9 protein-coding genes and 2 pseudogenes are annotated in these 6,852 nt (G+C 53.2%); 4 read left to right on the forward strand and 7 right to left on the reverse strand.

The genetic code is table 11. From position 1 onward, the window contains the following. The first annotated feature begins 382 nt into the window (after window positions 1-382). From BLS62_RS32360 to BLS62_RS27735, 4 genes and pseudogenes are all read left to right on the forward strand, one after another. On the forward strand, window positions 383-1,309 hold the full coding sequence (locus BLS62_RS32360) for a reverse transcriptase domain-containing protein (RefSeq protein ID WP_200798633.1): 927 nt from the start codon (window positions 383-385) through the stop codon (window positions 1,307-1,309). Between the two features lie 186 nt (window positions 1,310-1,495). After that, window positions 1,496-1,876: a group II intron maturase-specific domain-containing protein gene (locus tag BLS62_RS32365; RefSeq protein ID WP_200798634.1), complete on the forward strand. Its 381-nt coding sequence runs from the start codon at window positions 1,496-1,498 to the stop codon at window positions 1,874-1,876. Window positions 1,877-1,983: 107 nt separating this feature from the next. Continuing rightward, window positions 1,984-2,103 (forward strand): annotated as a pseudogene (locus tag BLS62_RS32855) (IS66 family insertion sequence element accessory protein TnpB); the annotation flags it as partial. Between the two features lie 71 nt (window positions 2,104-2,174). Next, window positions 2,175-3,804, forward strand: a pseudogene (locus BLS62_RS27735) (IS66 family transposase). A 186-nt stretch (window positions 3,805-3,990) separates the two neighbouring features. Here the strand turns inward: BLS62_RS27735 and BLS62_RS27740 are convergent. From BLS62_RS27740 to BLS62_RS31840, 7 genes are all read right to left on the reverse strand, one after another. Continuing rightward, window positions 3,991-4,287, reverse strand: a complete 297-nt coding sequence (locus tag BLS62_RS27740) for a transposase (protein ID WP_093189743.1) — start codon at window positions 4,285-4,287, stop codon at window positions 3,991-3,993. A gap of 9 nt (window positions 4,288-4,296) precedes the next feature. Further along, a complete protein-coding gene (locus BLS62_RS30880) occupies window positions 4,297-4,503 on the reverse strand; it encodes a transposase (RefSeq protein WP_143521612.1) in 207 nt (68 codons plus the stop codon). 176 nt (window positions 4,504-4,679) lie between these two features. Continuing rightward, window positions 4,680-5,177 carry a formyltransferase family protein gene (locus BLS62_RS27745; RefSeq protein ID WP_208991268.1) on the reverse strand — a complete coding sequence of 166 codons (498 nt, stop codon included), beginning with the start codon at window positions 5,175-5,177 and terminating at the stop codon, window positions 4,680-4,682. A 52-nt stretch (window positions 5,178-5,229) separates the two neighbouring features. Next, window positions 5,230-5,424, reverse strand: a complete 195-nt coding sequence (locus tag BLS62_RS31825; protein WP_208991269.1) for a hypothetical protein — start codon at window positions 5,422-5,424, stop codon at window positions 5,230-5,232. A gap of 14 nt (window positions 5,425-5,438) precedes the next feature. After that, window positions 5,439-5,900 (reverse strand): capsular polysaccharide export protein, LipB/KpsS family, encoded by a 462-nt coding sequence (locus BLS62_RS32660; protein ID WP_208991270.1) that lies wholly within the window; start codon window positions 5,898-5,900, stop codon window positions 5,439-5,441. After that, entirely contained in the window at window positions 5,900-6,439 is a 540-nt protein-coding gene (locus BLS62_RS32665) for a capsular polysaccharide export protein, LipB/KpsS family (RefSeq protein WP_208991271.1), read from the reverse strand. Before BLS62_RS32665 ends, BLS62_RS32660 begins: the two co-directional genes overlap by 1 nt. Beyond that, on the reverse strand, window positions 6,436-6,714 hold the full coding sequence (locus BLS62_RS31840; RefSeq protein WP_208991272.1) for a hypothetical protein: 279 nt from the start codon (window positions 6,712-6,714) through the stop codon (window positions 6,436-6,438). Before BLS62_RS31840 ends, BLS62_RS32665 begins: the two co-directional genes overlap by 4 nt. Window positions 6,715-6,852: the final 138 nt, after the last annotated feature.

Below are 6,852 nucleotides of genomic sequence, written 5' to 3' on the forward strand. Positions count from 1 at the left end.
GGTCGCGCCATGGATTTCATGACCGGAAGCGCGCAAACCGACAGCGTACTCCAGAAACGCTTTCGAGGGTGTCGTCAACTTATGCAGTTTGTTGGCGATGGCCGATGCCGACTTGCGGGACGCAAGGGAAAAGACTACGGCCGGCAGCCTAACCAATACGCTTTAAGTCCAACATAGGAACGAGGGAAGGCGTGTGCCGAATGAGGTTGGTATATTTAATACTCGCAAGGGAGTTCACCCCGATGACGGCCACGCTGGCGGAGTTCCCGTAGTAGTCCGGGATAGGGAAAGCCTGTCACATGGCGAAGGGGAACAGTTCAAGCTGCTTAGGGCTGCACATTAACTGACCACAACGAGGTGAAGACCTTTGATAATCAGCGACATGCAACACAAGCTTGCGAAATGGGCGCAGGACGAGCGAACCAGAAGATTTGATCGCCTCTTACGCTTAATTGCTGATCGGACTTGGCTGACTGAGGCTGCCCGGGTTGCCTTGGCGTCGAGCGGCGCAAAGACCCCGGGCGTAGATGGCGTGGACCGAGATCGTTTCCGACAAAATGAGGAGGAACTCCTTGCGACGTTGGGGCGATCTCTGCTGGATGGGACCTATGCGCCCGCTCCAACACGACGCGTCTACATCCCGAAAGGGAACGGAAAGCTGAGACCGTTGGGAATACCGACACTGACGGATCGCATAGTACAGCGCGCCATGCTGATGGTGATGGAGCCGATTTGGGAAAGCGACTTCAGTCCTTACTCATATGGTTTCAGGCCACAGCGTAGCGTGCACCACGCGATCCGGGCCGTTTTGATGCAGACAACGGATGGCAGGAACACAAAGGGTCGCTGGGTGATCGAAGGTGATCTAGCAAGCTACTTTGATACTGTCCATCACCGCAAGCTGCTCTCGTGTGTGCGCAAGCGCATCCGGGACAAACGGTTTATCGCACTGCTCTGGAGGCTTTTGAAGGCAGGTCACATCGATAAAGGCCTCTTCTGCGCCGCCAGCAAGGGCGTTCCTCAAGGCGGGGTTCTTTCTCCGCTTCTGTCCAACATTATGCTCAATGAGTTTGATCGTTGGATGGATGAGAAATTCCTTGGAAAAGCAGCGCGCAACAAACGTCGTGGTTGGAATGAGAGCGTCAGAAAAGCCAGCCCTGTGGCGGTTCGTGAGAACCGCTGTCGCAGACCGGCAGTGTCCTATTGCCGTTATGCCGATGACTTTGTTGTCATCGTCAAAGGCACGAAGGCACAGGCGCTCGCGGTACGCGAGGAATGCGAGCATTCCTGGAAGGCGATCTGGCATTGACGTTAAACATGGAGAAAACCCATGTCACTCATGTTAATGATGGGTTTGTCTTTCTCGGTCACCGGATCATTCGCAAACGCGGTCCCCGTGGCGTGATGCGCCAGTAACGACCATTCCCGGAGAAAACCAGGGTTCAAAACCGACTGGTTAAGGCTCTTAGCGGCGACCACAAACGCCCCATACGACATGATTAAGCGGCTAAACCGCCAACTCATGGGTTGGGCAAACTTCTATCAGTTCACCGATTACACATCCAAGGTCTTCCAGCACGTCGATACCGTCGTGTTCTGGAAAATGGCACATTGGCTGGGGCGCAAGTATCGCTCGCGCATCTCTCGTCTGATGCGAAAGTGGTTCGCGCGGCCGTATGGCTTAAAAGCCAAGACATGGATGGTGCACTCGATGACGAAAGAAGGAGTACGCGTTTCAAGCATCTTGTACCGGCTAACCAATCATCAGCGCGGGCAATTCCGCTGGAAGACACCACGTTCAAATCCTTATCTTCGGGAAAAGAACGAGGCTCCTTTCTACGAAACGCACTATCGTGGTCTCGTGCTGGCTTTCTAGCCAAGCTTGAATGGAGAGCCGTATGCGGTGAAAGCCGCACGTACGGTTCGGAGGGGAGAAACGTCAGCTGTGGCTGACGTCTCTTACCCTAACAAAAGGGCCGGTTCCCGTGGCCTTCACCAGTCGATGGCTCAGCCAGATTGACCTCAGCACAGCTGGCCATGCTGTGGGAAGGGATGGACTGGAGACGCCCAAGCTGGGGAGCTCCGCCCGCTCGAATGGGGTGAATATCTTTGGTTTTGAATAAGGCATTGCTTTGATATCGGAGATATATGAGGTAAAATACCCATATGAACCAATCTCTAACCCCCTTCCTAATGACCCTGCTTTGCTCAAGGCATTGCTGTTGTCCGCCCAAAGTGAGATTGAAGCTTTAAGCGGTAAGGTTGAGAGTTTACAAGCTAATGAGCAAGCCCATCTGGTTCTGATTGCATCACTCAAACAAGCTTTGGCTAAGTTGCGCAGGCAACGCTTTGGCGCATCTTCAGAAAAGATCGACCGCGAGATTGCGCAGCTTGAACTGGCGTTGGAAAACCTGGAGGTTGCCCACCCATGCCAGGAGCCGGAAGGTGAGCGGTTACCCGTGCCCGAACTGGCCACCTCCGCACTTGAAAAACCACCCAAACCAACCCGCGGCAAACCTCGGGTGAGCAGCGATGTGGACCGCGAGCGCGTTACTCTGCAATCACCAGAAGCGTGCCCCGAGTGTGGTGGCAAGCTGCGGCTCATCGGGAGGATGTATCTGAGCTGGTGGAGTTCATCACCGCAAAACTGAAGGTGATTGAAACAGCAAGGCCCAAGAAATCCTGTCGGGTGTGCGAGAAATCGTGCAAGCTCCAGCGCCAACCCGGCCTATTGAAAAATCCAGTGCCGGAGCCAGCTTACTGGCGCATATTCTGGTCTCCAAGTTCGATGATCATTTGCCGCTATACCGTCAAAACGAGATCCTTGCCCGGCACGGCATTGATATTCCCCGCTCTACTTTGTCGGACTGGTGCGGGCTTGCCATGAAAACGCTGGCCCCGCTAACCGAACTGCTTAAAGCTGAGGTGATGCTCTCAGATCGCCTACACACCGATGACACACCCATTGATGTACTGGGGCGTCAGTTCAAGGCGGCGAGCGGTCCCGGCAAAGCTTCAAGGCAGGGCCGGATCTGGACCTATGTACGCGATGATCGTCCCTTCGCAGGAGAAGCCCCGCCTATCGCGGCCTATTGGTTCTCAGCCGATCGCAAGGCCGTAAACCCGGTGGATCACCTTAAAGAGTTCTCCGGAATCCTGCAGGCCGATGCCTATGCCGGCTACAGGCAGCTTTACGAGGTGGGCAAGATAAAGGAAGCCGCCTGCTGGGCACATTGGCGTCGCGACTTCCATGATATCTTCACCGCCACCAAATCAGAACTGGCCAGATACGCGTTAGAACAGATTGGTAAGCTTTATGACATCGAGCGCCAGATCAGCGGAAAACCACCAGACCAGCGGCATGAGGTACGGCAGAAGCACAGTAAACCCATCGCTCAGGCCTTCAAGGCCTGGTGTGAAGCTCAACTTACTCGCGTCTCAGGCAAATCCAACCTTGCCAGAGCTATCCGCTATGGCCTTTCCCGCTGGCACGCCTTCACCCTGTTCCTCGACGAGGGCCGTGTCGCGATCGATAACAACGCTGCTGAGCGCGCAGTCAGACCTATTGCTCTGGGCCGTAAGAACTTCTTATTTGCTGGATCAATGGCGGGCGGAGAAACTCTAGCCGACGCCATGACGCTGATTGAAACTGCAAAGATGAATGGCCTTAACCCACAAATCTATCTGACCGACATCCTCGAGCGCATCAACGATCACATGATCAACCGCCTCCACGAGCTCCTGCCATGGAACTGGAAGCTGGACGCAAAATCACAGCGGCAAGCCCAAACCTTGGCGCCTTGAGCGGACGGTTACCCCGCATCAACGATCACATGATCAACCGCCTCCACGAGCTCCTGCCATGGAACTGGAAGCCGGACGCAAAATCACAGCGTCAAGCCCAAATCATGGCGCCTTGAGCGGGCGGTTACGATCAATCCACCAAAGACAACGAAAGAAAATCAAGTTTAAAATCCAAAAGCTACTGTCTCAAAGTCGTTGACACGTTCCGGGATAGAGCCCGCGCTTGCGGCAGTATTCGCCCAAATCAGCCTCATTCAACGCCGCCGTTTCCAACACAGCGGCAAACTTATCACGCGAGGACCATCCCTCAGGGCTCGTGTCAGCGCAGGGCAAAAGCTGGCCTTTGCCGCGCGCCTCAGCCCGCCATTTATGGAGCGTCGCCTCGCAAATCCCTTCCTCGCGCGACAACTGCCGAATGGCTATGTTGCCCGGTGGCAGCATCCGCTTAAGCACTGCCGCTTTTCGTTCCGGTGAATATCCCACGTCATCTTCCTATCCCGCCCACCTTAAAATAGAGAAAAATAGAACAGCGGACAACATCCCTGACACAGGGGGCATCCATCGCGTCAGCAAGTACCGGCCGACACCATGGCTCTGCGCAACATCAAACAGCGTTGCTCCATCAACCCCAACTTGCGCAGTGATTGCCGCCTTTTCTACCCGTGTCCACGACCGCCGTGGCCTCGATTCATCCAACAATGACTTGCCTCCTCAACTAAAACTGAAGAAGAAAATACTCAATCAAACGCAATCAAGTAAGGCGGTCCTGAGCGGACGGTTACGTTCCTAACCAGTATATGATAGAATATCAGTCGAGAGAAAAACTTTGCGACACAACCCTTTTGGGTGCTCTCGCCTTGAACGAACGGTTACGGTCAAAGTCTATTGCCTGCGGCGAGGAATTTGAGAATCTCGCTATTCGTGGGCCAACTTCGGTAGTTGGCTGGACGGTTCTCCGGCACTGGCAGGCAATCGTCTTTACTAAGGAAATGTGAGGCTATCAGCTCTCCGGCGAATTTGAAGAGCTCAAGGTTGGTTCGAAACAGGGTCTGTCTTTCAGGTTGGATGGTTTTTTCAGCAAGCACCTTTCCCGCATCGATTTGGCGAATGCTTTCATGCAGGCTGATTGTGAACAATTTTTCTTTTTCCAACAGGGCATGAAAGACAGGATCGGGCCCTTTAAACACCGGTAGCTTTCCCGGATGTATGTTGAAGGTCTGTCCGGCAAATAGCTCATAGAAGGCTGGCTGTAGGATCTGCCCCAAATGAGCGGTAAGGATAATGTCAGGCGTACACTGCTCTATAAAATCTAGTGTTTCTGGCGTGCTAATGTTGGTGGTTGCCAAATTGGGCAGCTGAGACTGTGAGACCATGCCTTCATACTCTTCCATTTAGGTAGGTGAGGAAGTCGAAACTGGGGTTTTGTCACTGCACCCAAATATCCGGCATAGATAATCCCAGAACGCGCAAACAAACGCTTATACGCATGCCAGTCATTGGCGGTTCCCGTAACGCTGTACATTCGACCAGACCGGAGATCTCTAACTCCGGATAAGCAAGGAGTGAATGTAGTACTGCATCCGCATAGACGCTTGCATTGGAGATGAGGCAGATCCGCACGTGCTTTCCCTAAATCACAAAAATTCGTTGTAGGTGACGCCCATATTCCGAGCCTTTTCCAAGCGTGGAGGCTCTGATTTCTTACGGCGTTGTGCCTCATACTCACTGGATAAGATTTTCTCTGCCGTGCCTTTGGCTGCAGCTTCCAGCCTTTTAGCGTTATAAAGAGTACCGCGCACCTGAATGGTTGCCTTGAGCGCATCAACGAACTTGCGGAAAATAATTGGATCAGGCACTGACGCCGTTGTCCAAAAATCTTCCCAGTTGCCTTGATGAGTCAAACCTTCAACATCGTAAATGGTTGGCAAAATACAACAAGTTGGCACACCGTGTTCCAACGCCTCAATGCCGGCTGAACTGTTGATTGTCAGCAGACCAAGGGAGGGTTTTGCTAGCTCTTTGATGGATTGTCCGTGGATCAGTTGGGTCCGGTCCTCAACTCCATGTTTACGACTTGCGTGTTTTAGAGCTCTCATTAGATCTTAAACCGGTACTCTAACGGATGGCTTTTGAGTAGCAGCAAGGTCCCTTCTGGTGCCTTCTGGGCGAAGGAAGCAATGACAGTCTCTATAGCTTCATAGATGCTCGCAAACGGTGAATGATCGCGGATTTGGAAGTCGCCGTTGAGCTGAAGCGCAAATAGATAATACGAGACCCCACTGTGCCTGAGCTGTTCCCTGACTGCTACGGCATCACGGTTCCGGCGTTTGGCTAACATGCGAGCCCTCAGCCACCCAGCGTAGACCTGTGTGCGGGGCTCAGTGCGATGGTTTTTATAATGGGGGAACTTGCGCGCATGGACACTGTTGAAAGCAGTGAACCCAAGCTCTTGCAAGACAATCTGCGCATAATTGCTAGGATAAAGCACAGCAGGTTCGTCCTTGCTGACGGGACAATCGAGCAGCAGCAGCTCCTGCTTACTCTGCGGAAAATGCGAGAGCGCAGAACACCCGCCATATTCAACAGTCATCCAGTCGGGGCGAAGATAGCCGAGCTCTGTGGCGATGACATTCACGTCAAACGCTTTGGCAACGCCAATGGCAATTTGTGGTAATATCTGCGGTCTCCGTGCAGCAGAATATCTGTCACCCCATGGGAAACGATCAGTGCCTCCAGAAACAGCGCCCAGTTTTCTGGCTTATCTGTAAAACGTATTGCCTCGCCTTGCGCCCAGTCATGAACATCACTTCCGCAAAAATGCACCTTCAGTGTCCTGGTGCCCATCGCGTTGAGATGGTGGGCTGTACGTGCATAATATTTGGAAAGAGGCCCCTGCAAAGGAGGATGCATCGATCAATTGCTGAAGTCATTTATCACTCCAGTAACAATCTAAAGGAATAGGAACGCCTATTGCTTTCGCCTGCGCCAGGCGCGGCGGTGTTCGACAAAGGCTCCACGCCCGTTGACGGTGCGCTCAGTTATGCGCTT

This window comes from Pseudovibrio sp. Tun.PSC04-5.I4, assembly GCF_900104145.1.
GTDB lineage: Bacteria > Pseudomonadota > Alphaproteobacteria > Rhizobiales > Stappiaceae > Pseudovibrio.

What these genes read in the sequence shown, in the direction of transcription:
- BLS62_RS32365 (WP_200798634.1), top strand. Translation starts at nt 1,496, where the DNA reads ATGATTAAGCGGCTAAACCGCCAACTCATGGGTTGGGCAAACTTCTAT.
- BLS62_RS31840 (WP_208991272.1), bottom strand. Translation starts at nt 6,714, where the DNA reads ATGCATCCTCCTTTGCAGGGGCCTCTTTCCAAATATTATGCACGTACA.
- BLS62_RS27745 (WP_208991268.1), bottom strand. Translation starts at nt 5,177, where the DNA reads ATGGTCTCACAGTCTCAGCTGCCCAATTTGGCAACCACCAACATTAGC.
- BLS62_RS32360 (WP_200798633.1), top strand. Translation starts at nt 383, where the DNA reads ATGCAACACAAGCTTGCGAAATGGGCGCAGGACGAGCGAACCAGAAGA.
- BLS62_RS32660 (WP_208991270.1), bottom strand. Translation starts at nt 5,900, where the DNA reads ATGAGAGCTCTAAAACACGCAAGTCGTAAACATGGAGTTGAGGACCGG.